We start from the raw sequence: 22,872 nt of genomic DNA, 5'->3' as shown, positions 1-22,872 counted from the left end.
GGAGCTTCGGCACTGCCTCACCGCCCATCAACGACCTACTGGGCACTGATCGTACGCCTGATCTTGCCGCCCAAAAAGGAACAAAGCACTAGACGCAGACGTCGAGGATGGGCAGGTCGACGTCGAGCACATGGCACCGCGGTTTCGAGGGCGGCGGGTCGCTGGTCGGCGCGGGCGTCGGAGACGGGGCGGGCGGGGAGGGGCTGGAAGGAGAGGAGGGTCGGTCCGGAGGTGACGAAGACCGTGGTGTCGGAGCCGCGTCCTCACCTGGGGGCGGGGCCGACATGCTTGGTCGTGCCGTAGGTGTTGGCCGGTCGGGGGTCTCCCCGGTGTCGGAGTTCTCGTCGTCCTCCTTCTCTTGTCGTTCGCTCCGCTCGGTCGGACGCGGATTCGGGTCGTCCGGGTCGTCCTGGTCGGGAGGCCGGTCGGGTGGTGGATCGTTCCTGGGGGCGCCGGTGGGGGGCGGGGCCGACTGGAAAACGGTGTGCGGGGGAGTGGGGGCCGGGTCGTTGTCGGTGGGCGCGTCGGCGGGTGCGTCGGTGACGGGCGCGGACGAAGGGGCGAAGGAGGGGACGGCGGCGACAATGGGGCGATCGCGAGACACCGGTGATGCGGGGTAGTTGATGAGCGTCAGCGTGAGGGCGACCGCGACGCCGGCGACCGCGGCGCTGGTGCGGCCGGGCCGGGTGCGTGCCTGGTCTAACATCCACGCCACAGGTAGCGGTACCAGTGCGCCCGGCTGCAGGAGTTTCATCGCGGCGCGCACGATGGCCCGCGGATGTTCGGTGTTGACCACCAGGATTTCCGTGCTCAGGCGGACGGCGAGGATCGCCGGTTGCATCCGACGTAGTTGTTCGCCGGGGTAGACGCAGATGGTGGCCGTTTCGAGCAGGTCACGCCAGACCGCGAGCTCGCGTTCGGGGTCGACGTGGCCCACGGGGGTGATGACCGCGCGCACAAGCTGATCGCCCACGGCGAGTTCGACGATGTGGGATGTGCCCGCTGGGGCGCGCAAGGTGTGGCATAACTCGATGGGTACCGCGTGCAGGCTGACGGCTGCGTCTAACGCACGTTTGAGGCCGTTGACCTGCTGCTGTAGTTCGATGCGGGTGGTGATGTCGGAGATGGAAGGGGAGCGGCTTCTCGCCTGGAGGCGTTTTAGAAGCGCTGCCACTATTTCACGGATTGTTGAAGTGTCGTCACTCTCTGTCACTAACTGACCGCCTGGTGAAACGCGCAGGATTTCGGAGGGTTCTTCACCTCATCGCGCGACCTGGGGTTCCGGCAACACTTCACGGTTGTCTGTGACCAAATGGTTACATCGCGTTACGGAAGGTCTGTCCTTGGCCGGGGTTGGCCGCGTTGAGCCGGTTGTTGTCGGTGGTGCGCCGCAGTGCGAGGTACAGCTGGACGAGCGCCTCCCGTTCACTGTCGGACAGATCGGGGTCGGGTAGGTCCCACAGGTACTGCAGGATCGGGTCGTCCGGGTAGCGCATCGGCGAGTCCTCGGCGGGCGTATCTGGCGCGGCCTCGCCGGGCGGCAGCGGCGTCGGGTCGCCGCCTTCCAGAACGCGCACGGAACTGCCCAGCTCCCAACGCAGGGCGTGGTCGATGCCGGCGTAGGTCAGCTCGCGGACGTTGAGCCCGCTCTCCACCCGGGTCCAGGTGATCGGGCTCATGGTGCCCTGCCGCGCGGCGCCAGCGAGCGACAGACGTAGGGCCAGGCGCCGCTTCTTGACCGCGGCGGCCAGCCGGCCGTAGTCCGGGAACGCGTCAGGATCCACGCGCTCAGCATGACAGACGATAGATAGCCCTATGAATACATCGTCCTATTGCATTTGGGGGACAAAGGGCTGGCCGCCAACAAGATCACACTATATTTCTATGGCGACCTATAGCGATCTATGGTGTCAGATGAAATACTGTCGCCCAGTGCGCCGCCGTGGATCTCCCAGGATTCACCCGGTGCGGGCGGCGGCGCACGCATACGTGCGGCGCCCCGCCACGCGCGGCCAGGCGCCCCTTCTGCGGCCTCGCCGCACGAGCTCCCTGGGGGGAGAGTTCGTGCGGCGAGGTTCACCGCCCCGGCGCCACCGGCGACGGGGCGCCTTCCTGCTCGCGCCGAGCAGCCCCCTGGGGCGGGCTGTACCGGATCCGCCGCGAGAAGAACGGCACCGAACGCCCGGATCACCAGATCCGGGCATTCGGCATATACACCCTCGTGACCTGCGAAAACTCCCTGTTTCACGTCAATTTCTTACCGGGTAACCATTGTCACTGTCCCCGTACATCTGTAGTGTAAGAATTGCATCTACAGGGGGACCTTGAAGGGAGACCAGGTGGACAAGGTTCACTGCCTGCGCTGCGGGCGAGTGCTCCGCTCAGCCAAGTCGATCGCCGACAAGCGCGGCCGCCGCTGCAAGTCCATCGTCCTGGCCGCCGCCCGTCACACCGAACTCACCGACTACACCCCCGCCCAGATCGAGCACGCGAACGAGGTCATCGAACAAGGCGGCATCGTCCCCACCAGCCGGCCGCACCTGTGGACCGCCGTCAGCTCCGACGGCACCACGACCTACCTCGTCGCCCTCCAGGGCTGCACCTGCCCGGCCGGACTCAGGCAGCGCCGCTGCTACCACCGAGCCGCCGCCGCGATCCTCGACACCGCCCGCCCCGCCCGCCGGGCCGCCTGAACACCCGAAAGGCCCCCACCATGACGATCGACCCCCCGGCCCCCGACGCCGCCGACAGCAGAAGCGCCGCCGAGCTTCTCACCGCCCTGGCCTCCCACCCCCGCCTCACCGACGATGACCTGCGCGCCCGCGCAGAACTGCGCGAACGGATCCGCAACCATCCGACCGAACCCGCCGCCGAGTACGGGGTGCGCCGCACCTGGTGGACCGGCCCGTGGGCCCAGCAGCCCGCCCGCGGTATCGAAACCAACGCCGACAACCCCTTCGACCGTCAGCAGGCCGAGGCGACCGTCGCCTTCTACCGCGCAGCGCAGGCCACAGCCGGGCTGCCCGTCGACGCTGAACTCGTCACCCGGCAATGGGTGCCCCCGGCCGACATCATCGCCACCTACCTCATGGGCGACGACGAAGTGATTCGCTTCGTCGTCGACTGCCGTCTCGCCGCCGAACAGACCCCGCCGCACGACAACGGCTGAACCGCCCCTTCACCAGCCGCACCTCAGGCATGAGCTGGGCAAAGTCCAGCAACCCATCGGGGTAACAGCAGCCACTGTCTCCCCGCACCTCGATAGGGTCTCCCTTACCGCACCAGGAACTCGGGGGAGTCCTCCATGCCTCGCATCACGCCTGCCCGGCCGCCGCGCCACCCCACATCGCCGCCGGCCCGCAGCCGCGCCCTGACCCTCACCGCCGTGGCGTTCATCTCCGCCGCCGTCCTCATCGGCTCGGCCTACCTCGCCCTGTCCAAGCTCGCCGCCGGCTACGCCGGACTGATCGCCCTCATGGTGCTGGCCACCTGCGGCGGCGTCCTCGACGCGGGTGCCACCGGCGGGTGACCGAGGTCCACCCGCTGTACCGGACGCCCTGCACCTACGTTCGCCCGCAGGAGGGGGTTTCCCGCCGTTGCGGCGCCATCCCGACGCGCCGCTTCATCAACGGCTGGTACTGCCAAAACTGCGTCCCCCGTTGGGAGGCGGTCGTCACCTCCTGGGCCACCCCCGCCCTGCCCCAGGACACGGCAAAGGGGCCCTGACCTGCCCTTGGAAGCTATGTGGCTACAGTCAATGACTGTGCCCCTACCGCTGATTCTTGCCGTCCTCGCCATCGTGTTCCGTATCACGCGGTTCATCACCTCCGACGAGCTGGCCCGGCCGATCCGCGAATACGTCGACCGCCGCTTCGGCGCCGACTCGCGCGCCTCCTACCTGGTCGGCTGCGGCTGGTGCGCGTCCATCTGGGTCGCCGCCGTCGCCGTCCCCCTCGCCTACCGCTACGGCGACCGCGCCTGGTTCCGGCTCCTGGCGACCGGCCTGGGCGCGTCCTGGCTGTACGGCATCGCCGCCACCCAGCTGGACGACTGAGGTCCCCTGGTGGCCTCGCCCGTCCCGCCGATCGACGCCGACGACCCCGAGTGCGTCGCCTTGGCCGCCAACGTCGCGGTGATGCGGGCGCTCGAAGTCGCCGGGAAACGGCTCCTGACCCGAGACCGCAGGTCGCAGTACCAGCACCTGCCCGCCTGGAAGCTGCACACCGAGATCCCGGCCCGTGAGGAAGACCTGGACCGGCTGCTCGCCGACGCCTGGACCTGCCTGCAGCAGGTGCTGCCGCACCGCGGCGACCTGGTCGCCGTCGTCGACGAGTACGTCCGAGACCTGCTGCGCTCCGGCCTGCCGCACGAGACGCGCTGGCTGATGCGGGCCCTGACGACAGGAGATGAGCAGCGTGAACGCCACTAGCGGGCGAGCTGATGCCGCCGGCCCGCTGTACACGTTGGGCGGCGCGCAGACCGAGCTGAACCGGCGGGAGTGCGCACGCCACGGCCACGACCTGGACCTCATCGTGGGCGGCGCGTCCGGCGACCCGGTGGCCGGGTTCTGCTCCCGCCGCTGCGGCCACCCCGGCTGGGTGATAATCCGCGCCGACCAGCCGCACCTGTGGCGCTCCCTCGCCCCGGTGATCATTCGGGCGCTCGCCCCGTACCCGGGCGCGCTGGACGCCGCGAACGCCGCCATCAACGCCGCGATGACACCTTCCGCCGCACCGATGAAGGACGTTCGATGAGTGAGCTGCGCCGCCTGCACCGGGCGCTTCGCGAAGAGCTGGCCGAGCTGTGGCACGACCTGGCCGCCGCCTACCAGCGCAGCCGCATCAACCCGCCCGAGCAGTCCCAGGAATGCCGGCGGCTGATCCGCCGGATCGAGGCCATCACCCGCCAGACCGGCCCGACACCGCCCGGCGACATCGGATTCGTGTTCCTGCTGACAGGCCTGTACCAGCAGCTGCACGAGCGGCTCGGCGTCGACGTGCCCGTCCCCGACGGGCTGCTGCAGCACGCCCACGACTTCGTGCGCCTGGGCGGCCGCATGAGCTTGGGCTACCCCGAGGGCCTCGTCGAAGAGCACCGCGACCGGCGCATCTACTTCCACCGCAAGGGCGAGCGCATCTTCTACCGGATCGCTGACCGCACCGGGACGCTGCCCGGCCGGTTCGACACCCTCGACGATGCCCGCGCCGCCTTGGAGGACCTGAGCCCATGACAGACCTCGACAGCTCAGCCGGCCATGATGACCCGCCCGCGCCTCCGGTTGAGATTCATCCGCCGATGGGTGAGCACGGCCACGTCATCCCGCGACCAGGCGGCGGCAAGACCAGGTGCGGCGGCCCACGGCGGTGCACGGTGTGCCGCGCCGAATGGCGGGAGGTCGTCTACGCGGCCCGCCGCGAATCGTGGCAGTGGAGGTGCGGCGGCGCGGGCATCTGCGAAGCGTGCCGTGCCGCGCTGCTGGCGACCGGCATCTGCCTCGACGCCTACGCCGACAAGGATCCGGACGCCTACGATCCGCCGCCGGCTCGTACGGCGCCGATCCCGCGCGACGCCCACTGCCCGTCGACCGGCGCGCCAACGCCCGAGTCGGCGCCGCTGGGCCACAGCCAATCAGCGCACCGGCTGATCGGCTGGTGCTCGCACTGCCCAGACCGCAGCGCGGCGCAGGAGGTCGTCGCCTGGCGCAGCTGGGCGATCACGCTGCTGCACACCATCGACGACGGCGTGTGCAGCGGTGTGTGACCGGCGCCGCCCAGGCTCAGCGACACGGCCGCCCGGCCGCTGTCACCCGATAGGAGGAACCGCGATGGGATGCGGCTGCAACAAGAAAAACCAGCAGGTCACCCGGTTCGTCGTCGTCTACGACGACGGCACCGAAAGTGACCCGTACACCACCGCCCAGGAAGCCGCCGCCGAAAAGCAGCGAGTCGGTGCCACCGCGCCCGTGAAGACCGTCACCGTCGCGGCGAAACAGGCCACCCCCGCGGCGCCCGCTTCCGCGCCGCCCCCCAACGCGAAGATCGTCAGAGGTGGGGGGTGACGTGAGCGCCGTCCTTGAGCCGCCGAGGGGCGGCAACACCACGGCGGCGTCGCCCGCTGCGGGCCTCAGCGGCTGCCTCCACCTGCCGCTCCCGGCCGACCTGGAGCTCACCGCGCAGGCCGGCAGGGACGGCGACGCCGCGGTGAGCTCACCTGCGACCCTCCAGGCGGCCCGCAGCCGCCCGGCCCGCGCCCACGAGAACGGATAGGGACGTGCTCGACCCCCACGACCAGATCGACCACTGGTTCACCTTCCACCCGCCAGCGTCACCGGAGCGGCGGGACGCCCACGTCGCGGTACGCGACCGCTGCCGGCAGCTGGCCCACGCGCTGGTCGACACCGTGCCGTCCAGCAACGAACTCGACGGCGCGCTGTGGTACCTGCGCCACGTCGCGATGTGGGCGAACGCGGGCCTGGCCCTCAGCCCCGACCCGGACGCGCCCGCCGCGGACGCCTCCCGCCCGCCGAGCACCTACGAAGGGTCGGCCGCGATGATGACCGACCGGTCCGGATCGGCCAACGGCCCCGGCCTCGCTCCGCCGCCGGGCGTGAACCTCCTCACCGAGGGCTGCCCGGGCGGCGGCGGGCCGTGCCCGGGCGCCACCCCATGACCCGCCCTCGCCGAACCGGTTCGTCCGCGTACGCGCCGCCCGCGAAGGCGGGGCGGCTGCAACGCACCGGACCGCACCCGTCAGGGCGTGCCGCGGTCACGTGGTGGGCGAAAGCGCGTTTCTACGTCGCGCTGTACCTCGTACCAGGGAACGCGTTGCGGTGCGGCTGCCACTGGCATCCGTGGAACGGCGTGGTGCGTGCGGCCCACTGCCCGAAACACGGTCACTGGTGAGCGGCGACGGCGGCCGAGCCCGCGGACCGCCCCCGGCGACCTCGGGTCACGGCCGAGGGGCAGGCAGTCCAGTCGATGTCGACAACAAGAAGCAGGAGCAACCCATGATCAACATTCTGAATGACGTTCTCAACAACGTGCTGGTCTTCGTGAACGTGCTCTAAGCACTCCGCGAGGTCGCCCCCCGTGCCGCGAGGCTACGGGAGGCGACCGGCGTTACGGGGACCGGTTGAACACGCGAAGCACCCGGCGACCAGTGCCGCAACGAGCACGCCGCCAGCGGGTCGGAAACCATCGCCCCCGCCAGGCGACTTGCTGTCACATCCATAGCGTGTGATGCTTTTGCTATGAGCGTGGAAGAGGACAAAACGAAAGCCCTGGCCGCGCTCCGCGCAGCACACGAGAACGTGCAGAAGGCCGACGAAGAGGTGACCCAGACCGTCGTGGACGCCCGGCACGTCAAGGCGACCTGGGCGGGTATCGCCACCGAGCTGGGCATCGCGCAGCCCAACGCCGTGCGCAAGTTCAAGCCGCTCCTGGAGGAGCGGACCCCGCGCCAGAAGTGGGAGCACGAGGCCGATCCGGCGGGGCCGTCGCTGCTCGCCGTCCGTCATGCCCACAAGAAGGCGGGGGACGCCGAGCTCGCCCGGCTGCAGGCCGTGGCCGACGCTCGAAGTGCCGGCGTCACGTGGGAGGCGATCGCCACGGTGTTGGGAATGAAGGTGCCGAACGCGGTCTCCAAGTACCTTCCGCTGCTGGAGGAGACGCGCGTCGTCACCGTGCGCAGGGGGGTCGGCTCGGTGTAGCCGACGCTCCTCGTGGGCGCCTCTCCGGCTGGACAGGGGAGAAGGCGCCCACACATCAGTGATCTTCGTGGTGGGGCTCTGACCTGCGATTTTCTCGGCAATTCTTCGCAGCTCGGTGTGTATCAAAATCATAGTCGGAAATGATATTGATATAACAAAACTCACTACCTCCACGGAGAGACCATGAGCGCCAAGACCGCCACCCCCACCCTGGTCGAGAGCATCCACGCCCTCTACGCCGCTCTCGGCTCCCACCCCATGACCCGCGAGAACTGGGCCTTCTTCGACTACCTCGTCCGCCTCAACGCGCCCACCACGTTCCTCAACCTGGCCAACAAGCTGATCTTCGAGGGGCGGGTCATCAGCAGCCTTCCGGAGGCCCTGCGGGGTGTGGACCTCGCCGACGACGAGAGCGCCTTCGTTGCCCGCATGGTCGCCGACGGGACCGCCGGCGCCTTCCTCGACCTCGCCGTGAAGGTCCGGACCGCCTAGTGGCCACCGGGGCGGGCTCCGACCCGCCCTCGCCTCCCTCCCACCTCCAACGATCGGAAGGACGTCATGGACTTCGCCACCGGAACCTACGTGTGCAGCCGCGAAGAGATCGAGCGGCTCGTCGCCGACATCGCCACCGCGTTCGGGGCCCAGCCCGGCTACGGGCCTCACCTGATGGAAGAGGGGTTCGACGGCCGCCAGTGGACCATCGTCTGGGACGAGGGCCCCGAGGAGTGGGCGTACCGCGCCCACGACCTGGTCGCCGCCCCGGCCGGAACGTTCCTGGAGCCTGTCAGCTACTACGTGCTGGCTGTCTGCCTCATCTGACGGCACCCGTACGCGAGCGTATTTCTGCAGGTAAATCACCGCCACCTCCATGCTATCTAAAGAATAGATTGCTATGATTTAGATATAAGCAAGCGTTTCACTGCTACCCCCGGAGGACGCCATGACCGTCGGAGCCATGACGAGCAACCAGCTCACCATCCAACGCGAGGACGTGCGCACCGCGCTCTGCCACTTCGACCTGATATGGAGGCTGTTCGTCAGAGGCCAGAGCAACCGGGGAGAGCTCGACGAGGCGCGAACCGTCGCGGTCACCAGGGTCGGCCTCTACATGCTCGACCTCGCCAACACGATCGAGGGCGAGGACGCCGCCACCATGCGAGCGCTGGCCGCCCAGCTGCAGGCCAGAAAGTCGCTCAGCCCCCTCCAGCTCGCCGCCCAGGGCGACCTCGCCGAGCGGCTCGCCCGCCTCACCTGATCGCCCGGGAGGGGGCCGCCGGCCCCCTCCCGCCCCGAGAAAGAGGACAGGCCGTGAACCAGACTCCGACGCGCGCCGAGACGAAGACCCCGCAGAACCTCAGCCTCAAGCACCGCGCCCTCACCCAGATCGGCTGGCACGTCCTGGCCGGCATGGACGTCAAGGACGCCACCGTGAAAGCCGCAACGGACGTTAAGGCCGAAGCGCTCTCCAAGGGCTGGCCCGAGTCGAGCGCCACCGCGATCGCCGTGTTCGTCGTGAGGGTCGGCGCGCAGTGGGTGGCCGACCTCGCCGCCACGGAGGCCCGGCGATGACCGCCCACATCTTCCTGTCGTGTCCCGAGCATCCGGACCTGCTGTGGTGCGACGACGACCAGGGCTTCGCCGTCGAATCCGTCGCTTCGGCCCGCGCCCTCCTCGCCGCCATGCACCCCGAAACGGCTGCCGCCAAGGTCGCCCGCGTCGTCCTCGACTGCGAGGCGGGCGGCTGCGGCATGCGCGTGACGGTCACGGCCGACACGGTCACCGAAGCCCGCCTGAAGGCCGCCACCCACAACAGCGGCTGGTACACCGCACGCCGCTCCGGAGGCCGCACCATCGACGCCTGCCAGTACCACCTGGGCACCTGCTGCGTGCATCACGCCTCGCCCACCTCCCCGACACTCGACCCCTCCGCAGTGCTGCCCGGCCGATCCGACCAGCCTGACTCTCCTGCCCTCCGGGCCGCCCAGCTCGACCTGTTCGCCCTGACCCGGAGGGAGGCCGCGTGAGCGTCGTCCTGCCCGACCTGCACCCCGTCGCGCCCGACGCGCTGACCAACCGCCACATCATCCGCGTCACCGCGTCGCCGATTCTCGCCGCCAACGACGTGTACGGCTTCGTGCTCGCCACGAAGCACTTCGGCGGCGGCTCCTGGCGAATCCGCTGGGAGGCCGCCGTGGCGATCGCCCCCGGCGAGCCGAGAACGGGGATCCTGCACGTGCGTCCCGGCGAGGTCGTCTCCTGCGTCTCCCGGGCGCAGTGGCTCCGGCTGCCGCGCCGTCTCACCTCCAGCACCGCCAGCGAAGGAGAAAAGCGATGATCTTCAGTGTGACCTGCCTGCCGAACCGCCTCCACCGCCGCCAGGGCCGTGCCGCGCTCGCCCTGGCCGACCTGCTCACCGAGGAGCTGCCCGCCTTGCTGTGGCACGTGCAGGCCGCAGAGCACACCGCAGGTTCCCTGCTCGGGATCCGCGACGACGGAGACCCGGCCGGCCGGGTCGACGCGGTCGACGAGTGGGCGCGTCGCCTGGGCGTCACCCCGTCGTGGGAGAAGCTGCCCGGCCACGGCGGCGAGTACCGCGCGACCGGCTGGCACCTGGGCGCCCGGGTCGTCGTCCGCGCCTGGCTTGAGGAGTCCCCGCTGGAGGTGAACGCCTGACGTTCGCCGCGACCGTGGCCCGGCGGCAGAAGGCTGCCGGGTTCGCCCCGACCGATCCGAGCACGCCGAGGTCCGGGGCGCTGGCCACGGCTGGGGTGGCCTGGGGAAGCATCGGCGTCGAGCTGGAGGTCAAACAGCCGGCCACCGCCCGCGAGTGCGGCCCCCTGGCGGGGAGGTCCCCGGCCGCCGGGCCGGCCGATCCCTGCACTCCAGCCGGATAATTCCCCGCATTTTTCTTCGTTTTCTCCGCCCACCAGCTGTACTATCAGATTCATACTGTTCTATGATTTAGATATAGAAATTCACCACTTCACCACCTCCGAAAGGCGAACCCCATGACCCTCCTCGACACCCTCTCCGCCGACCTGAGCACCCCCCTCCTCGCCCCCGGCGTCGCCGACCTCCTCGACCAGGCCGAGCGCCTCCACGAGCGCGTTCCCCACGCGGTGGTCGTCACCTTCATCCAGCAGGGCCTGGCCGCCGCAGGCGACAACCCCAGCTCGCTGGAGTGGAAGCTGGCCAGCGCCCGCGAGGCCAACCGCCTCCTGGCGGCCGACCCGGACGAGCTGGAGCAGCTCGTCTAGCCGGCGGCGGCGGGAGGCCGAAGGGCTTCCCGCCCCGCCCCCCGGAAGACCACCTGGCCCTCACCTCCAGCGAGCACGAAGGAGTCGTATCCCATGACGGTCATCTGCAGCGCCCCTGGCCTCGACCACGTCCACTGGACCGGCCGCCCCGGCGAGCGGTTCATCCTGGAGGAGGCCTGCGTCGCGAGCGACTTCGGCTACATCCGGTCTGACACCGGCACCGGCCGCCTGTCGCTGCTGTCGGACCTGCACCTGTGCGGCCCCGGGACGGCCGACCCGCTCGGCGCCGTCGGCGAGCAGGAAGCACTCGAGGAAATGCTCGCCGACCTCGAAGAGGAGGGCGACCCCGACACGATGCCCCTGCGCGAGGAGCTCGGCTCCCGCCTCGCCCACATCGCCGCCCAGGCCGCCTGACCCGCTCCCCGACACGAGAGGTCACCATGAGTTCCACGATTGACTTCGGCGAGGCCGCCGCCCGGATCGCCCAGGCTCGACGCGAAGAGGTACGCCAAGCACTCGACGGCATCGAGTTCGCGCCGGAGGAGTACGCGCTCATCTGCGACCTCGCCTGGAAGGGCGGGTCGCGGGAGCTGATCTCGCTGATCGGGAAGGTCCGTGAAGCCGAGCGCTCCAAGTGCGCCGATCCGGCGCCCGCCCCGGACGGCGCGACGGGATTCGAGTTCAACCCGGCGAACGAGGAGAGCAAGGCGGCAATCGTGGCCGCGATCAACCGCGAGCGCGGGAGGATCATCCGGGCCGGCTGGCCTGGGCTGCCGGTCGGCTGGCTTCCAGTGCGGGACGCGCCGTCGCTGCACGAGCTGGTCGTCGAGGGCCGCGTCGAACTGGTCACCATCACCGCGGCGAGTAAGACGGTCCCAGGCGCGCGGGCCGAGTACGGGTACGCGCGCATCGTGAAGGAGGCCGAGCCGCCCCGACGGTGAGCCGGTGAACACCTCCTGTCAGGCCGGGAAGGACGCCGGATATCCAGCGGACATTTCTGCTGGTCAGACCTCCAACCGCTGTACTATCAAAACCATAGATTGATATGATTTAGATATAAGCACGGTAGTCACCGCCCCTTCCAAGGAGTCGCCATGCGCGCCGAGATCAACACCGAGTCCTTCGAGTTCAGCCACGGCGCCAAGCCCCGCGGCGAGGGCAACTGGTTCTTCGAGGGCGCGGGCGGCACCGTGATCAACCTGGTCGGCCTGTACTCCGAGCAGGCCGCCAAGCTGCCCGCCGGGACCTGGAAGACCCTCCCGTAACCAGCCGTGGCCGCCCCCCCCCGGGTGGCCACCCTCTTCGCCCGCTCCGATCGCTTCCTCACCGAAGGAGTTCGCATGTCCGCCACGACCGAGAACAAGCCCCAGAGCACGACCCGCGCCAAGCGCGCGGCCGGTCCCAAGGCCGCCCCCAAGGGGGCGGCCGGCAAGAAGGCCGCGGCCGAAAAGAAGGCCAAGGCGCAGCCCGACGCGCAGAAGCAGGCCGCGCCCGCGGTGTTCACCGGCTTCCGTGTCGGCCGCGACGAGTTCGCCCGCGCCATCGCCTGGACCGCGCGCTCCCTGCCCTCCCGCCCTTCCGTTCCCGTACTGGCCGGCATCCGCCTGGACCTGGCCGACGGCGAGCTGCGCCTGTCGGCGTTCGACTACGAGGTGTCCGCCGAGGCGACCGTCCCGGCCACGTTCGACGGCTCGGCGCAGCTGCTGCTGCCGGGCAAGGTCCTCGCCGAGATCGTGCACGCGCTTCCCGCCTACCCGATCGACGTCGCCGTGCACGGCGTCAAGGTCACCATGACGTGCGGGCCGGCCCGGTTCACGCTGCTGACCATGCCGGTCGAGGACTACCCCAACCTGCCGGAGGCGCCGCCCCTGGCCGGGCGCGTGGACGGCGCCACCCTCGCCGCCGCAGTCGCACAAACGGCCGTTGCTGCAAGCCGTGACGAGACGCTGCCGATGTTGACCGGCGTCCGCCTGGAGATCGCCGACGAGACGGTCACGGTGGCTGCGACCGACCGCTACCGACTCGCGGTCCGCGAGCTGGCCTGGCGGCCGCACACCCAGGGCTTCACCGCCGCGGTGGTGGTTCCGGCCAAGGTGTTGGCCAGCGCCGCCAAGGCGTTCGCCGGCGCCGACGAGGTGGAGGTCTCGCTGTCGGGGCCGGGGGAGCAGCACGGCGCCGGGATGCTGTGCCTGTCCGCCGGGGGCCTGCGCACCACGACCCGCCTGCTGGACCCGGAGTTCCCCAAGTTCCGGGAACTGATGCCGACCGAGTTCACCGCGCACGCCGACCTGCCGGCCGGCCCGTTCGTGGAGACGGTCAAGCGGGTCGCGCTCGTCGCCGAGCGCGACACCCCGATCCGGCTCACGTTCGCCGGTGAGCAGGTCACGATCGAGGCGGGCACCGGAGACGAGGCGCAGGGCGTGGAGGTGCTGCCGGTGACGTGGAGCGGGGAGGAGATGGCGATCGCGTTCAACCACGCCTTCCTGCTGGAGGCCGTCGGCGCGGCCGCCGGGCCCACGGCCCGGCTCAATGTGGCGAGCCCGCTCCTGCCCGCGGTCTTCGTGGGCGTCGCCGACGACGGGGAGCGCATCCCCGGCTACGAGCACCTGCTGATGCCGATCCGCCTGGCGAGCTGACCCGCGCCGCCCGCCCGGCAGCGACGCCGGGCGGGCGACGGTACGCCTGAACGTATCCTCCCAGCTCAAATACGGTAAAACCCGCCCACCAAGATCAACGATTGCTATGATTTTGATATAAGAAATCGGGCTTTTTTCACCTGGAGGCCGTCATGGGCGCCCACCCCTTCACCGACTACATCGCAACACCTGACGTGGAGGCCGCCTACCAGGAGGCCATCGACGCAGCCGTCGGAGAGTACGGCCACGGCCCCTACAACGGCAGCATCTCCACCACGGACGGCTACTTCATCCTCGACGCCGCCCCGGTCACCCTCACCGAGGCGTCCCAGACCTTCCGTGACCGGCTCGACGACCCGCGCATCAGCCGCCGCGACGAGTGCGCGGCCTGGGCCATCTGCGACGAGACCGGCACCCGCATCGGCTGGTTCTTCTTCGGCCTGGCCGCCAGCTAGCCCACCCCGACCCAACACCAGAACAGGATTCCGCCCTACTGCCAAGGAGGCCCCCGCATGGCTGCCAAGACCACCGCCGACCCGTCCGCGCTCCACGAAGGCGCCACCCCACCCAACCCCCCGGCGCCGGTGGACGCGGTGGCCCGGACGTCCGACACGACGGCCAAGAACATCGTCGCCAAAACCGTCCCCGTCGACCGCATCGACCGCGACCCGGACCAGCCGCGCAAGCACTTCGACGAGGCCGAGCTGAACAAGCTGGCCCAGTCGATGAAAGAACTCGGCCAGCTGCAGCCGATCAGCGTCCGCTACATCCCGGACACCAGGCGGTACACCATCGTGATGGGGGAGCGCCGGTGGCGGGCCGCCCAGATCGCCGGCCTGGCCGAGATGCACTGCCTCGTCATGCACGGCGTGAAAGACGGCGACCCCGGCGCCTTCGCCCGGGCCGTCGCCGAGAACGTGGGCCGGGTCGACATGACCCCGCTGGAGGAGGCCGCGGCGTTCCAGCGGCTGGTCGACAACCACTACGGCATCGAGCAAGTGGCCGCCATGTGCGGCAAGTCGCCGGCTTACATCAGCGCGAGAATCGACCTGCTCAACCTCGTGGTCCCGGTGCGGGAGGCGCTGGCCGAAGGGCACATCCCGCTCGGCCTCGCCTCGTACCTCACCCACCTGAGAGGCGACAACCAGACCCGGCTCCTGGCCCGGTGGACGCGCGGCGACTTCGCCACCGTCCGCGACGCCGAGGTCCTCGCCCAGACGTGCCGCACCGAGGAGGAGCGCCAGGCCGCCCACGGCGGCGTGTTCGTCCTGGCCGAAGAAGCGCACGTCCCCGCCCGGGTGATCGGCGCGGGCGAGCCGGACGGCCTGTTCGGCGAGCCGGACAAGCCTGTCGCAGAGGGCGAGCGCATCGCTGTGGCGCGACACGCACTCCTCAACAAGATCGAGTGGCTCGGGGGTGCGGGCGCCATCCTGGCGGAGGTCGCGGCCATGGACCCCGGCGAACTCGCCGTGCTTCTCGCCGCCGCCCCGGGAGGCATCGCCGCCCAGCGTAAGCACATCGACCACCTCAAAGAGGTCACGGTCAAGGCCATCGCGACGCTGCGCACCGCCCAAGCCCTGGCCGCCGTCAACGCCGGCGCCCTGCACGCCGCCCCCCAGGCCGAGCCCATTCAGGACGACAGCGCCTCAACCGCCGCCTAGATGACTATCAAATCCATAACATCCTGCGGCTGAGATATGGCCGTGGGGGGTGTGGGAAGGGACAACATCACGATGACGACCGTCCGCCGGACCCAGCGCTTCTACCGCGTCGACTACATCGGCCTCAGCTGGGTCCTGCGTGCCGACCTGCTCGGAAACGCACGCGTGGCCGACCTGTACCGCTCCGCCAGCGACGGCAACCTGCCCATCACGATCACCACGACGAGCCGCACGGAAACCGTGCGGGCCTGCTCCTGGTGCCGGGCCCGCCCGCGCGCCTGGGAGTGGGACCGCGACCGGCGGCGCGAGCTGGCCTACTGCGACCAGCGGCAGTGCCGGGCCGCGCGCCGCGCCGCCCACCGGGGCGAGATCCAGCCGCCATCGTACCTGGCCTTCCGCGCCGTGCCGAGCCCGCGGACACCGCCCGGCACGGCGCGCTCACGGCCGCTCTCAGCCCCCTTCGTCACCCCCGCACACCCAACCCACCCGACCGCCAGCCATCAGGAGGTCACAGACGTGACCAGCCCACCCCCCGCCGCCCCGCACGCGGCACCACCCGCCGGGAGCCGGTCGTGAACGCCGGCTTCCGGGCGCGGGTCTCCGGCCCGCCGCCGATCGCCTACCAGCTGGGCGACCAGCGAGTGCTGTGCGCGCCCGGATGCCTGTCGCACGAGGACGCGCAGACGCTCGCCGACACCGAACAGCACGTCGGCGACGTTCACCCGTGGACCGTCGACCTGGACCCGGACGAGGAGGCTCTGCGCTGCGACGGCTGCGGCGCCGTCCTGCTGCAGGCGCCACCCATCACCGACGAAGACGACAGCGAGGAGCAGCGACGATGATCGAGGTAGAGGACGGTTTCCAGGCGATGTTCGACCTGGCGCAGGTAATCGCGCAGGCGGAGGGCGCCGCGGCGGTCACCTCGAAGGCGGCCATTGCGATCGCGATCGACGGCACCCGGCTGCGGTTCACCGCGGGCAGCCCAGCGGTGATCGTGTCGCTGCAGGACGACCAGCCGCCAGCCGAGGAGGTCGCGTACATGGAGCTGGAGCCGCTGGCGATCCGGCGGGCGAAAAGTGATCCGACGCCGCTGGAGTTCCTGCGGCACCTGGCGGCCAACGGCTGCACCCGGCTGGAGATGCGGCGCAGCCGCCTGGTGACCGGCGGCTGGTACATGACGGGCAACGCATCGATCGAGAAGCGGCTCTCACCCTACGACGTGCCCGAGCGGTACAAGGTCGTGTCGATGACGTGGCCGACGCACTTCGAGGTCCTCGACCTGGAGACGGGGCTCGCCTACCGGGAAGGACCTGGCCGCGCGCCCAAGCAGGCCAGCCACGAGATCATGAAGGAGATCTGCGACCGGCTCAACGCCGAGGCATCCCAGGAGTAGCTAGCCCGCCCGAGCCGGGGAGGGGTGGCGGGCTTTTCTGCGGCTCACCTACAGAAACAGGTTCATATCAAAAACATAGATTGCTATGATAAAGATATAAAAAATCGACTCTACCGCCCACCCAGGAGGCGCCGATGGACGCCCAGAGCATCACCGGCGACGTCGCCATGCGCGCCGCCATGGACGGCACTCCCCACCAGCAGACCGCGGTCGGAACCGTCATCGGCCACGACCTCACCGCGAACGAAGGCGTCGGCTGCGTCATCGTGCGCTGGCCCGGCGCCGACGGCTTCACCGGCACCTACCCCCCGGACGCGCTCGTGCGCGTCGAGCGCGACAGCGACGGCATCCCGCGCGCCATCTGACCGCCCCCTACGGCCCGCCGCCCGGCGGGCCGCCCCACCCTGACCTCTGGAGGACCGCGTGATCCGCGACCGGCTCGTCTACACCCGCAGCCCAGAAGCCAACGCCTACCTGCGCGCCGGGGTCGCGGCCCTGTTCGCCCAGTACGAGGCCGACGACGGCCGGACCCACTGGTTCCGCACCGTCGCACGAGACGAGAGGCTCAACGGGTTCGGCGGTTCGGCCGAGCGCAGGCAGCGGGCCGAGCGACTCTACGACGAGTGCCGCCGCGCCCTGTCGCTCGCCCTTCACGCCCGGACCCGCGCCCTCCGGGAAGCCGAGCAGGCCGACCTGGTGGCCGCAGCCCTCGTCCGGGAGGAGCTCGCCGCAATCTCACGCGACTGCCGCGCCCTCCGCGACGCGGCCGCGGCCGCCGCCGGCGACGGCCCGCCGTCCCTGGAGGACGCGCGGCAATCTTCCGAGCATTCCATCCAGCACATAACTGTACTATTAAATGCATAGCATGTTATGTTGTTGATATATCCACTCGGCTTTATCCACTCCACCAGGAGGGCGTCAGCATGCTCGCAACCGGCACCCGCACCGGCAAGGTCACAATCACTCTGCCCCGCCGCCAGGCCGACCTCCTGACCGACGGCCTGCGCGATGCTTCCGACCGCATCGACAACGCCGACTGGTGCTGGTGCCCCGACGTCCAAGACTGCGGCATCTGCCCCACCTGTGCCGAGAAGTTCGACCGCGCCTACGCCTACAACGACTACCGCGACCAGATCACCGCGCAGCTCGGCGCCGACCCCGACCCGGTCGCCCTCACCTTCGACACCCGCTCCTGGCGCGAGATCGCCGCCGCCCTGAGTGTCGGCGCCGACCACCTGGCCGACAGCTGCTGCCTCGACTGCACCCACCACAACCCGTGCGATGACTGCCTTGAGCAGCGCAGCCAAGCCCCCATCTACCGCGCGCTGCGAACCCGCCTCGCCCGCCGACTCCGGCACCCGCGCCGACCACGCGGCACCCGCGCCCGTTCGCGCAACCGCCGCTGATCTGCCCGGCCGGGCGGGGAGCCCTTTCCGGCAATCACCCCGCCTGGCCGTCGCGCTATCAACCCAATATGAACATTTAGTTTCGATATAAACGTTCGTTTGTCCTTACGGAGGAAGCATGGCCGCCACCGAGATCACCCTCACCGCGCCCGCCGGCACATGGCACGTGCTGCTCGACGCGATCGACGTGGCGGAACGACACCTGCACGCCCCCGCCTGGAAGCGGCACGACCCCAAGGTCCACGCCCTCGACTCCTGCACCGGCTGCGTCCAGGAACTACGTCGCCGCGGCTACCAGAGCCTGCGCGACACCATCGACCGGCTGCTCGCCAACGCGACGGAACCCACCCCCACCCTTCAGCTGCCCGCCGACAAGACGCAGCTTCTCCTCGCGTCCCTCGACGAGGCCCCCGAGGTTCTCGGCCAGGGAATCGGACGCCACTGCCCCCACGGGTTCGACCCCTGCGACGACTGCGAGCGGGACCAGCGCAAGTCCTCCGCCTACCAGCGGGCGCGCGACGTCATCGCCGCCCAGCTCAGATAACCACCGACCCGAACCTCACGAAAGGAGCCGACCATGCCTACCCCGAAGCCGACCGCCCCGACCACCCGCCCCGACCCTGGCCCTGACAGCGCCGACACCTGCCGTGTGCACGTCCGCTACTGGTGCAAGCGCGACCAGGAGCAGGACCCGCCCACCGTCCGCGACCCCGGCTACCACCTGCGCTACCGCTCCCACTGCGCAGGCTGCGGCCACGACGGACCCATTCGCAGCGGGGAGAACGAGGCCGCCGAAGACGGCTGCGACCACGCCTACCCGGGCTGGCGCCTCATGCCCGTCCTGGAGCACCGGCCCTACGAAGGCGCGCCGCTCGCCCGCTGGGAGGAGGCGGCCCGCGCCGCCTACCCGCCCGGATGGTTCGAGCGCCAGGGCCCGGTACGCGAATACCGGAACCCCGGCCTCACCCGCCACGTGCCCGGGTACGCGCCCGGCGGTGGCTACTGCATGGCCGTCATGATCCGGCAGCCGCGTCGGCCGCGCAGCACCCCGGCCACCGTCCAGGGCACCTTGTTTGGCGGTGTCGCGTGACTGCGTGGATCTGGCTCTACGACGCAAAGGACGACTCCCCGTACGACTCGGAGGGGAAGACGTACCGCTTCGAAGTGCCGAGTGTGGCTCGCGCCCGGGAGATGGTGGCGGCGCTCTACCCGGCCGCGCCGCCGCTGGCCGCTCGGGTGGTGCTCGACTGCGAGTACGGCGAGTGCCGCAGACGGGACCGGATCCCGGAGAAGTACGCGGACACAGTCGAGCGCGTCCGAGAGCTGATGGGTGACCCGCGCGCCTTCCGCGGCGGCTGGTATCAGGGCCTCTACCGAGGCCGAATGTCGGACATCTGCCAGTTGCATTACGAGATCTGCCCCGACACGGGGATGACGCAGCCCGTCGGCACGCAGGCCGCCAAGCGGCAGGCCGCTGAGGTGTCGACCGGCGGCGGCCAGCTCGACCTCTTCGCGAGCGCGCGGTGACCGAGCTGCACCCGCCATGTACCGGGATACGCGCCTGCACGGCGTTCATGCGCACCGCACCCAAGCCCGAACCCGCCCGCACCGTCCAGACCAGCCTGTTCGGCTGACCCGAAAGGAAACCACCACCATGGACCTCCACGCCACCCGCGCCCACTGCCGCGAACTCCTCAACCGCATCCACGCCAACGGCAACCGGCGCGACTACCCCACCCTCCTCGCCGCCGAAACCAAGCAGCGGCTCCAAACCGCCCACGTCGGCAGTAACAACGGCGAGTCCCTGCCCGGCGCCGAAGCGATGAAGCTCGGCATCGCCCTGCACGTCCTGGAACTGCGCGACTGCGTGATCGCCGGCATCACCCCCGACAACGCCATGGACCGCCTGACCCTGTGGACCAACATCGCCATGCACGTCCACCCGGTGTTCGTCGCACCCGCCGCGACGGTGGCCGCGCACGCCGCCAGCCTCGCCGGACAGCGGGGCGCGTTCCTCGCCGCCCTGGAGGTCGCGCTGACCTTCCAGCCGGACTACCGGGCCACGCAGCTGCTCTTCCAGGCCGCAGGCCTCGACGAGCCCGCACCACGCATGGACGACCTCGCCGAACAGCTGCACGCGCAGCAGCCCACCGCTGATTGGCTGCGGCCGCTCGCCGAGCGCCTGCGGCTGTTTCGCCAACTCGACCTGCGGGCGCGCACGCAGGCGAACTGACCTGAAACCTCCGCCGACCCTCAGAGAGGCCTCGCTATGAAAGTTCCGCTCGACGTTCTCGAAGTTCTGGCCGACCCGCGCCTGGTCGACTGCGTCAAGCTCGACGAACGGCGCGCCTCGGTGCTGGGGGAGCGTTGCGGTGCGCGCCTGGTACACCGCGGCGACTTCCTGACTTGCGTCAAACCGCCCGACTACGCGCAGGGCTTCCAGCGGGTGCTGATGAATCCGCCGTTTCGCAGCGCCGCTCTCCCCCGTGAACCACTCACTCGGTTTCCTCGGTGACGACGCGCTGCTGGTGGCCGTCATGTCCTTGAGCATCACCTGGAGCAAAGATCAGGACAGCCGGGACTTCCGGCAGCTCGTCGACCTCAACGACGGCGAGATCATCCGGCTGGGCCCCGACGCGTTCCAACCGTCCGGGACGACCTGGGCTGCCGTCCTGGTCGTCATCCCCACCGGCCACGACGACATAGCGCCCTGGGGATGCTCACCCCCATCGAGTACGAGATGCTCTATCCGAACGTCCAGTCGGCATGAAAATCAACCAAGCCGACTCCACCGAACTCGGGGTACATCAAGGTGTCCGCCGAACCAGGTCAACTCCAGCACACCGCGGTGACCGCACACACCTGACCTGTCGTGTGAGTTGAACTCAAGATTCGCATCCATGGCATCTCGGCCTCGTGGCCGATGACTGGTTCGAGCCACCTCTTGATCACTAACGGTGATCACCTATGCGCGAGCGCAAAGATCTTCTTTTCAAACCTGCCCGATGAGCGCTTTATTTGTACCTTATGTAGATCTTGCGCACATAGATCCCTTATAGGTAATTTCTGATCGTTTGCTTGTTGCGCTCCGAACCGTCGACCCCGGCCTATGGCTGGATCTGTCGTGGGCTGGGGTAACGCGGGAGCGTGTGCTCTCGCGCTGACTGTTCGGAGGGTGACGGCGTATGCGCCGGAAACTGTCATCGTTGCGTTCAGCCCGCTGGGCGCGCTTGGCGTTACTTGCAGTTGTTCCAGGGTTGCTGCAGATTACGGCGCTGCCTACCCGGGCCGTCGCTGATGTAACGCCTTCCTTCCTGGGGCTGCCGCTGGTGATACCCCAGCAATTAACCGGGTCAGCCACTGGACTGCCAAGCCTGGTCGGCACTGAGGCGACCACCGAGGACTCGGCGGCAGTAGTCGATGGGCAGTGGCGATCCGATATCGAACCTCCCCCCGACGCGGTTCTGGGCTTCCCCTTCTAGCGTGGAGACCTGACCTAAGGAGAAGGTTAGGTCGTGGGAGAGACCAGACGCAGGTTCGATCCGGAGTTTCGCGCGGGCGCGGTGCGTATCGTGCGGGAGACAGGAAAGCCGATCGCGCAGGTCGCCAAGGACCTGGGCATCAATGCGGGCACGCTGGCCAACTGGGTGCAGATGGACCGGCTGGCCCGCGAGCAGGACACCAACGGCGGTGAGCTGGCCGAGTCCGAGCGGGAGGAACTTGCCCGGCTGCGCAGGCAGCGCACCGAGTGGGCCAAGGAACGCGCCGAGCTGGAGATGGAGCGCGATGTCCTCAAACGCTCGGTGGTCTTGTGGGTTCGAGAGGCGATGGGCCGGTAGACGTGGCGGCCTTCATCAGCTCCCAGAAGACCGACTACGGCGTGCCCCACGCGTTGACCTGCCGGGCCTTGAGCGTCTCGCAGTCCTGGTACTACAAGTGGCGCGACCGGGCGCCGACGGCCCGTCAGCAGCGCCGCGCAGACTTGGACGCGGCGATCGAGGCCAGGTTCACCGCCTCGGGCGGCACCTACGGCAGCCCGCGCATCACCCGCGACCTGCACGAGGCCGGATGGCGAGTATCGGACAACACCGTGGCCGGACGCATGGCCGAGCTTGGGTTGGCCGGCCGAGCACCGAAGAGACGCCGGTCGCTGACCCGTCAGGGCAAACGGCCCGCCGCCACCGACCTGGTCCGGCGCACGTTCACCGCGGTCGCGCCGGACGTGTTGTGGTGCGGCGACGTCACCGAGATCGTCACTGATGAGGGCAAGCTCTACCTGGCCACCGTCGAAGATCTGTTCTCCCGCCGGTTGCTCGGCTACGCCATGTCCGAGCATCACGACGCGGCGCTGACCATCGCCTCGCTGCAGATGGCCGCGGTCACCCGTGGCGGGATCGTCGACGGGGTGATTTTCCACACCGACCGCGGCAGCGAATACAGCGCCGCCCGTTTCCAGGCGGCCTGCCGGCACTGGGGCGTTGTGCAGTCGATGGGTCGGGTCGGCTGCGCGCTGGACAACGCCGCAGCCGAATCGTTCAACTCCACCCTCAAGGTCGAATACGTCCACCGACATCGCTTCACAACGCGGGCCGAAGCCCGCCTGAAGATCGCCACCTGGATCGCCGATTTCTACAACACCCGCCGCAGACACAGCGCCGCCGACGGGCTACCCCCGATCGTCTACGAGCAGCAGATCATGACCGCGCGAACAGCCACTAAGGCGAGGTCTCAAAGGACCATCGCCGCATAACCGAGTCTCCACACTTTCAGGGGATGGACAGTTCCGGTCGAGGAACGGTTCGTTGACCAGC

Annotated in this window: 41 protein-coding genes; 39 read left to right on the top strand and 2 right to left on the bottom strand. The window is 69.5% G+C overall.

What is annotated here, in order from left to right; translation table 11 throughout:
* Window positions 1-88: 88 nt before the first annotated feature.
* A complete protein-coding gene (locus ACFYWM_RS26365; RefSeq protein ID WP_389918344.1) occupies window positions 89-973 on the bottom strand; it encodes a hypothetical protein in 885 nt (294 codons plus the stop codon).
* 343 nt (window positions 974-1,316) lie between these two features.
* Complete coding sequence (locus tag ACFYWM_RS26360) at window positions 1,317-1,784, bottom strand: hypothetical protein (RefSeq protein ID WP_389918343.1); 468 nt, start codon at window positions 1,782-1,784, stop codon at window positions 1,317-1,319.
* A 555-nt stretch (window positions 1,785-2,339) separates the two neighbouring features.
* On the opposite strand from ACFYWM_RS26360, the gene ACFYWM_RS26355 reads away from it, so the two are divergent.
* The 39 genes from ACFYWM_RS26355 (at window position 2,340) to ACFYWM_RS26165 (ending at window position 22,811) form a co-directional block, all read left to right on the top strand.
* On the top strand, window positions 2,340-2,693 hold the full coding sequence (locus ACFYWM_RS26355) for a hypothetical protein (RefSeq protein ID WP_389918341.1): 354 nt from the start codon (window positions 2,340-2,342) through the stop codon (window positions 2,691-2,693).
* A 20-nt stretch (window positions 2,694-2,713) separates the two neighbouring features.
* Window positions 2,714-3,169, top strand: a complete 456-nt coding sequence (locus tag ACFYWM_RS26350; protein ID WP_389918340.1) for a hypothetical protein — start codon at window positions 2,714-2,716, stop codon at window positions 3,167-3,169.
* A gap of 135 nt (window positions 3,170-3,304) precedes the next feature.
* Window positions 3,305-3,529 (top strand): hypothetical protein, encoded by a 225-nt coding sequence (locus tag ACFYWM_RS26345; RefSeq protein WP_389918338.1) that lies wholly within the window; start codon window positions 3,305-3,307, stop codon window positions 3,527-3,529.
* A gap of 234 nt (window positions 3,530-3,763) precedes the next feature.
* Window positions 3,764-4,054 carry a hypothetical protein gene (locus tag ACFYWM_RS26340; RefSeq protein WP_389918337.1) on the top strand — a complete coding sequence of 97 codons (291 nt, stop codon included), beginning with the start codon at window positions 3,764-3,766 and terminating at the stop codon, window positions 4,052-4,054.
* A gap of 9 nt (window positions 4,055-4,063) precedes the next feature.
* A complete protein-coding gene (locus ACFYWM_RS26335; RefSeq protein ID WP_362684150.1) occupies window positions 4,064-4,429 on the top strand; it encodes a hypothetical protein in 366 nt (121 codons plus the stop codon).
* A complete protein-coding gene (locus tag ACFYWM_RS26330) occupies window positions 4,416-4,754 on the top strand; it encodes a hypothetical protein (RefSeq protein ID WP_389918335.1) in 339 nt (112 codons plus the stop codon). The genes ACFYWM_RS26335 and ACFYWM_RS26330 overlap by 14 nt, the downstream gene beginning before the upstream one ends.
* On the top strand, window positions 4,751-5,230 hold the full coding sequence (locus tag ACFYWM_RS26325; RefSeq protein ID WP_389918333.1) for a hypothetical protein: 480 nt from the start codon (window positions 4,751-4,753) through the stop codon (window positions 5,228-5,230). The genes ACFYWM_RS26330 and ACFYWM_RS26325 overlap by 4 nt, the downstream gene beginning before the upstream one ends.
* 65 nt (window positions 5,231-5,295) lie before the next feature.
* Window positions 5,296-5,760: a hypothetical protein gene (locus ACFYWM_RS26320; protein WP_389918331.1), complete on the top strand. Its 465-nt coding sequence runs from the start codon at window positions 5,296-5,298 to the stop codon at window positions 5,758-5,760.
* Between the two features lie 64 nt (window positions 5,761-5,824).
* Window positions 5,825-6,058, top strand: a complete 234-nt coding sequence (locus ACFYWM_RS26315) for a hypothetical protein (RefSeq protein ID WP_389918329.1) — start codon at window positions 5,825-5,827, stop codon at window positions 6,056-6,058.
* A gap of 1 nt (window position 6,059) precedes the next feature.
* Window positions 6,060-6,266, top strand: coding sequence for a hypothetical protein (locus ACFYWM_RS26310; protein WP_389918327.1), 207 nt, complete (start codon window positions 6,060-6,062; stop codon window positions 6,264-6,266).
* A 4-nt stretch (window positions 6,267-6,270) separates the two neighbouring features.
* Window positions 6,271-6,669: a hypothetical protein gene (locus ACFYWM_RS26305; RefSeq protein WP_389918326.1), complete on the top strand. Its 399-nt coding sequence runs from the start codon at window positions 6,271-6,273 to the stop codon at window positions 6,667-6,669.
* 580 nt (window positions 6,670-7,249) lie between these two features.
* Window positions 7,250-7,708 carry a hypothetical protein gene (locus ACFYWM_RS26300; RefSeq protein ID WP_389918324.1) on the top strand — a complete coding sequence of 153 codons (459 nt, stop codon included), beginning with the start codon at window positions 7,250-7,252 and terminating at the stop codon, window positions 7,706-7,708.
* A 183-nt stretch (window positions 7,709-7,891) separates the two neighbouring features.
* Window positions 7,892-8,200 carry a hypothetical protein gene (locus ACFYWM_RS26295; RefSeq protein WP_389918322.1) on the top strand — a complete coding sequence of 103 codons (309 nt, stop codon included), beginning with the start codon at window positions 7,892-7,894 and terminating at the stop codon, window positions 8,198-8,200.
* A gap of 66 nt (window positions 8,201-8,266) precedes the next feature.
* Window positions 8,267-8,527, top strand: coding sequence for a hypothetical protein (locus ACFYWM_RS26290; protein WP_389918320.1), 261 nt, complete (start codon window positions 8,267-8,269; stop codon window positions 8,525-8,527).
* Between the two features lie 121 nt (window positions 8,528-8,648).
* Complete coding sequence (locus ACFYWM_RS26285) at window positions 8,649-8,963, top strand: hypothetical protein (protein ID WP_389918318.1); 315 nt, start codon at window positions 8,649-8,651, stop codon at window positions 8,961-8,963.
* Between the two features lie 53 nt (window positions 8,964-9,016).
* A complete protein-coding gene (locus ACFYWM_RS26280) occupies window positions 9,017-9,277 on the top strand; it encodes a hypothetical protein (protein WP_389918316.1) in 261 nt (86 codons plus the stop codon).
* Window positions 9,274-9,732: a hypothetical protein gene (locus ACFYWM_RS26275; RefSeq protein WP_389918314.1), complete on the top strand. Its 459-nt coding sequence runs from the start codon at window positions 9,274-9,276 to the stop codon at window positions 9,730-9,732. The genes ACFYWM_RS26280 and ACFYWM_RS26275 overlap by 4 nt, the downstream gene beginning before the upstream one ends.
* The gene (locus ACFYWM_RS26270; protein ID WP_389918312.1) at window positions 9,729-10,043 is read left to right on the top strand and encodes a hypothetical protein; all 315 of its coding nucleotides are present in this window, start codon (window positions 9,729-9,731) and stop codon (window positions 10,041-10,043) included. The genes ACFYWM_RS26275 and ACFYWM_RS26270 overlap by 4 nt, the downstream gene beginning before the upstream one ends.
* Complete coding sequence (locus ACFYWM_RS26265; RefSeq protein ID WP_389918311.1) at window positions 10,040-10,381, top strand: hypothetical protein; 342 nt, start codon at window positions 10,040-10,042, stop codon at window positions 10,379-10,381. Before ACFYWM_RS26270 ends, ACFYWM_RS26265 begins: the two co-directional genes overlap by 4 nt.
* 335 nt (window positions 10,382-10,716) lie before the next feature.
* Complete coding sequence (locus ACFYWM_RS26260; protein ID WP_389918309.1) at window positions 10,717-10,965, top strand: hypothetical protein; 249 nt, start codon at window positions 10,717-10,719, stop codon at window positions 10,963-10,965.
* A 93-nt stretch (window positions 10,966-11,058) separates the two neighbouring features.
* Complete coding sequence (locus tag ACFYWM_RS26255; protein WP_389918307.1) at window positions 11,059-11,379, top strand: hypothetical protein; 321 nt, start codon at window positions 11,059-11,061, stop codon at window positions 11,377-11,379.
* A gap of 26 nt (window positions 11,380-11,405) precedes the next feature.
* On the top strand, window positions 11,406-11,906 hold the full coding sequence (locus tag ACFYWM_RS26250) for a hypothetical protein (RefSeq protein ID WP_389918306.1): 501 nt from the start codon (window positions 11,406-11,408) through the stop codon (window positions 11,904-11,906).
* Between the two features lie 153 nt (window positions 11,907-12,059).
* On the top strand, window positions 12,060-12,230 hold the full coding sequence (locus ACFYWM_RS26245) for a hypothetical protein (RefSeq protein WP_389918304.1): 171 nt from the start codon (window positions 12,060-12,062) through the stop codon (window positions 12,228-12,230).
* Window positions 12,231-12,305: 75 nt separating this feature from the next.
* Window positions 12,306-13,601 carry a DNA polymerase III subunit beta gene (dnaN, locus tag ACFYWM_RS26240; RefSeq protein WP_389918302.1) on the top strand — a complete coding sequence of 432 codons (1,296 nt, stop codon included), beginning with the start codon at window positions 12,306-12,308 and terminating at the stop codon, window positions 13,599-13,601.
* A gap of 152 nt (window positions 13,602-13,753) precedes the next feature.
* Window positions 13,754-14,056 (top strand): hypothetical protein, encoded by a 303-nt coding sequence (locus tag ACFYWM_RS26235; protein ID WP_389918300.1) that lies wholly within the window; start codon window positions 13,754-13,756, stop codon window positions 14,054-14,056.
* Window positions 14,057-14,113: 57 nt separating this feature from the next.
* Complete coding sequence (locus tag ACFYWM_RS26230; protein WP_389918299.1) at window positions 14,114-15,262, top strand: ParB/RepB/Spo0J family partition protein; 1,149 nt, start codon at window positions 14,114-14,116, stop codon at window positions 15,260-15,262.
* Window positions 15,263-15,334: 72 nt separating this feature from the next.
* Window positions 15,335-15,838, top strand: coding sequence for a hypothetical protein (locus ACFYWM_RS26225; RefSeq protein WP_389918297.1), 504 nt, complete (start codon window positions 15,335-15,337; stop codon window positions 15,836-15,838).
* Window positions 15,835-16,104 (top strand): hypothetical protein, encoded by a 270-nt coding sequence (locus ACFYWM_RS26220; RefSeq protein WP_389918295.1) that lies wholly within the window; start codon window positions 15,835-15,837, stop codon window positions 16,102-16,104. Before ACFYWM_RS26225 ends, ACFYWM_RS26220 begins: the two co-directional genes overlap by 4 nt.
* Window positions 16,101-16,655, top strand: coding sequence for a hypothetical protein (locus ACFYWM_RS26215; RefSeq protein WP_389918293.1), 555 nt, complete (start codon window positions 16,101-16,103; stop codon window positions 16,653-16,655). Before ACFYWM_RS26220 ends, ACFYWM_RS26215 begins: the two co-directional genes overlap by 4 nt.
* 134 nt (window positions 16,656-16,789) lie before the next feature.
* Window positions 16,790-17,020: a hypothetical protein gene (locus tag ACFYWM_RS26210; protein ID WP_389918292.1), complete on the top strand. Its 231-nt coding sequence runs from the start codon at window positions 16,790-16,792 to the stop codon at window positions 17,018-17,020.
* Between the two features lie 58 nt (window positions 17,021-17,078).
* A complete protein-coding gene (locus ACFYWM_RS26205; protein WP_389918291.1) occupies window positions 17,079-17,519 on the top strand; it encodes a hypothetical protein in 441 nt (146 codons plus the stop codon).
* A 59-nt stretch (window positions 17,520-17,578) separates the two neighbouring features.
* Window positions 17,579-18,061 carry a hypothetical protein gene (locus tag ACFYWM_RS26200; RefSeq protein WP_389918289.1) on the top strand — a complete coding sequence of 161 codons (483 nt, stop codon included), beginning with the start codon at window positions 17,579-17,581 and terminating at the stop codon, window positions 18,059-18,061.
* A 118-nt stretch (window positions 18,062-18,179) separates the two neighbouring features.
* Window positions 18,180-18,605: a hypothetical protein gene (locus ACFYWM_RS26195; RefSeq protein ID WP_389918287.1), complete on the top strand. Its 426-nt coding sequence runs from the start codon at window positions 18,180-18,182 to the stop codon at window positions 18,603-18,605.
* A gap of 33 nt (window positions 18,606-18,638) precedes the next feature.
* Entirely contained in the window at window positions 18,639-19,151 is a 513-nt protein-coding gene (locus ACFYWM_RS26190; protein ID WP_389918285.1) for a DUF6349 family protein, read from the top strand.
* Window positions 19,148-19,588 (top strand): hypothetical protein, encoded by a 441-nt coding sequence (locus tag ACFYWM_RS26185; protein ID WP_389918283.1) that lies wholly within the window; start codon window positions 19,148-19,150, stop codon window positions 19,586-19,588. Before ACFYWM_RS26190 ends, ACFYWM_RS26185 begins: the two co-directional genes overlap by 4 nt.
* 16 nt (window positions 19,589-19,604) lie before the next feature.
* A complete protein-coding gene (locus ACFYWM_RS26180; RefSeq protein ID WP_389918282.1) occupies window positions 19,605-20,294 on the top strand; it encodes a DUF4192 family protein in 690 nt (229 codons plus the stop codon).
* Window positions 20,295-20,330: 36 nt separating this feature from the next.
* Window positions 20,331-20,576, top strand: coding sequence for a hypothetical protein (locus tag ACFYWM_RS26175; protein ID WP_389918280.1), 246 nt, complete (start codon window positions 20,331-20,333; stop codon window positions 20,574-20,576).
* Between the two features lie 1,000 nt (window positions 20,577-21,576).
* A complete protein-coding gene (locus tag ACFYWM_RS26170) occupies window positions 21,577-21,900 on the top strand; it encodes a transposase (protein ID WP_389918279.1) in 324 nt (107 codons plus the stop codon).
* A gap of 2 nt (window positions 21,901-21,902) precedes the next feature.
* The gene (locus ACFYWM_RS26165; protein ID WP_389918277.1) at window positions 21,903-22,811 is read left to right on the top strand and encodes an IS3 family transposase; all 909 of its coding nucleotides are present in this window, start codon (window positions 21,903-21,905) and stop codon (window positions 22,809-22,811) included.
* The last annotated feature ends 61 nt before the right edge of the window (window positions 22,812-22,872 follow it).

The sequence above is a fragment of the Streptosporangium sp. NPDC002721 genome (assembly GCF_042888905.1).
In the GTDB taxonomy this organism is placed as follows: Bacteria; Actinomycetota; Actinomycetes; order Streptosporangiales; family Streptosporangiaceae; genus Streptosporangium.
The sequence above is the reverse complement of the archived record's forward strand: the minus strand, read 5'-3'. Positions and strand labels throughout refer to the sequence as shown.

What these genes read in the sequence shown, in the direction of transcription:
- ACFYWM_RS26350 (WP_389918340.1), top strand. Translation starts at nt 2,714, where the DNA reads ATGACGATCGACCCCCCGGCCCCCGACGCCGCCGACAGCAGAAGCGCC.
- ACFYWM_RS26345 (WP_389918338.1), top strand. Translation starts at nt 3,305, where the DNA reads ATGCCTCGCATCACGCCTGCCCGGCCGCCGCGCCACCCCACATCGCCG.
- ACFYWM_RS26325 (WP_389918333.1), top strand. Translation starts at nt 4,751, where the DNA reads ATGAGTGAGCTGCGCCGCCTGCACCGGGCGCTTCGCGAAGAGCTGGCC.
- ACFYWM_RS26320 (WP_389918331.1), top strand. Translation starts at nt 5,296, where the DNA reads ATGGGTGAGCACGGCCACGTCATCCCGCGACCAGGCGGCGGCAAGACC.
- ACFYWM_RS26315 (WP_389918329.1), top strand. Translation starts at nt 5,825, where the DNA reads ATGGGATGCGGCTGCAACAAGAAAAACCAGCAGGTCACCCGGTTCGTC.
- ACFYWM_RS26300 (WP_389918324.1), top strand. Translation starts at nt 7,250, where the DNA reads ATGAGCGTGGAAGAGGACAAAACGAAAGCCCTGGCCGCGCTCCGCGCA.
- ACFYWM_RS26295 (WP_389918322.1), top strand. Translation starts at nt 7,892, where the DNA reads ATGAGCGCCAAGACCGCCACCCCCACCCTGGTCGAGAGCATCCACGCC.
- ACFYWM_RS26290 (WP_389918320.1), top strand. Translation starts at nt 8,267, where the DNA reads ATGGACTTCGCCACCGGAACCTACGTGTGCAGCCGCGAAGAGATCGAG.
- ACFYWM_RS26285 (WP_389918318.1), top strand. Translation starts at nt 8,649, where the DNA reads ATGACCGTCGGAGCCATGACGAGCAACCAGCTCACCATCCAACGCGAG.
- ACFYWM_RS26275 (WP_389918314.1), top strand. Translation starts at nt 9,274, where the DNA reads ATGACCGCCCACATCTTCCTGTCGTGTCCCGAGCATCCGGACCTGCTG.
- ACFYWM_RS26265 (WP_389918311.1), top strand. Translation starts at nt 10,040, where the DNA reads ATGATCTTCAGTGTGACCTGCCTGCCGAACCGCCTCCACCGCCGCCAG.
- ACFYWM_RS26260 (WP_389918309.1), top strand. Translation starts at nt 10,717, where the DNA reads ATGACCCTCCTCGACACCCTCTCCGCCGACCTGAGCACCCCCCTCCTC.
- ACFYWM_RS26255 (WP_389918307.1), top strand. Translation starts at nt 11,059, where the DNA reads ATGACGGTCATCTGCAGCGCCCCTGGCCTCGACCACGTCCACTGGACC.
- ACFYWM_RS26250 (WP_389918306.1), top strand. Translation starts at nt 11,406, where the DNA reads ATGAGTTCCACGATTGACTTCGGCGAGGCCGCCGCCCGGATCGCCCAG.
- ACFYWM_RS26245 (WP_389918304.1), top strand. Translation starts at nt 12,060, where the DNA reads ATGCGCGCCGAGATCAACACCGAGTCCTTCGAGTTCAGCCACGGCGCC.
- dnaN (WP_389918302.1), top strand. Translation starts at nt 12,306, where the DNA reads ATGTCCGCCACGACCGAGAACAAGCCCCAGAGCACGACCCGCGCCAAG.
- ACFYWM_RS26235 (WP_389918300.1), top strand. Translation starts at nt 13,754, where the DNA reads ATGGGCGCCCACCCCTTCACCGACTACATCGCAACACCTGACGTGGAG.
- ACFYWM_RS26230 (WP_389918299.1), top strand. Translation starts at nt 14,114, where the DNA reads ATGGCTGCCAAGACCACCGCCGACCCGTCCGCGCTCCACGAAGGCGCC.
- ACFYWM_RS26225 (WP_389918297.1), top strand. Translation starts at nt 15,335, where the DNA reads ATGACGACCGTCCGCCGGACCCAGCGCTTCTACCGCGTCGACTACATC.
- ACFYWM_RS26215 (WP_389918293.1), top strand. Translation starts at nt 16,101, where the DNA reads ATGATCGAGGTAGAGGACGGTTTCCAGGCGATGTTCGACCTGGCGCAG.
- ACFYWM_RS26210 (WP_389918292.1), top strand. Translation starts at nt 16,790, where the DNA reads ATGGACGCCCAGAGCATCACCGGCGACGTCGCCATGCGCGCCGCCATG.
- ACFYWM_RS26200 (WP_389918289.1), top strand. Translation starts at nt 17,579, where the DNA reads ATGCTCGCAACCGGCACCCGCACCGGCAAGGTCACAATCACTCTGCCC.
- ACFYWM_RS26195 (WP_389918287.1), top strand. Translation starts at nt 18,180, where the DNA reads ATGGCCGCCACCGAGATCACCCTCACCGCGCCCGCCGGCACATGGCAC.
- ACFYWM_RS26190 (WP_389918285.1), top strand. Translation starts at nt 18,639, where the DNA reads ATGCCTACCCCGAAGCCGACCGCCCCGACCACCCGCCCCGACCCTGGC.
- ACFYWM_RS26180 (WP_389918282.1), top strand. Translation starts at nt 19,605, where the DNA reads ATGTACCGGGATACGCGCCTGCACGGCGTTCATGCGCACCGCACCCAA.
- ACFYWM_RS26175 (WP_389918280.1), top strand. Translation starts at nt 20,331, where the DNA reads ATGAAAGTTCCGCTCGACGTTCTCGAAGTTCTGGCCGACCCGCGCCTG.